1 pseudogene is annotated in these 252 nt (G+C 55.6%); it reads left to right on the top strand.

Features of this window, described 5'->3' with window-relative positions:
* A pseudogene (locus AC3XQU_RS24410) lies at positions 1-252 on the top strand (site-specific integrase); the annotation flags it as partial.

Here is a 252-nt window from a genome sequence, read left to right as displayed (position 1 = left end):
AGATCCGCCTTAAAAACAAAGGGGTCTTAGTCTACCAAGAGTGCCAGACCTTCGCCCGGAAACAGGCTGCCCAAGCGTGGGCTCGCAAACGCGAAACGGAGCTTGCTGAGCCCGGCGCGATTGAGCGCGCAAACCGCAAAGCCGCGGCGGTCAAGGAAATGATTGACCGTTATTTGAGTGAGATGGAGAAGGTCCGGCCTTTAGGTAAGACCAAGCTCGCTACGCTCAAAGCAATTAGCGAATCGTACCTGG

This window comes from Telluria sp. AZSoR62 (genome assembly GCF_058111565.1).
Note: the sequence above shows the minus strand (reverse complement) of the source record. Positions and strands in the feature narration are given on the sequence as shown.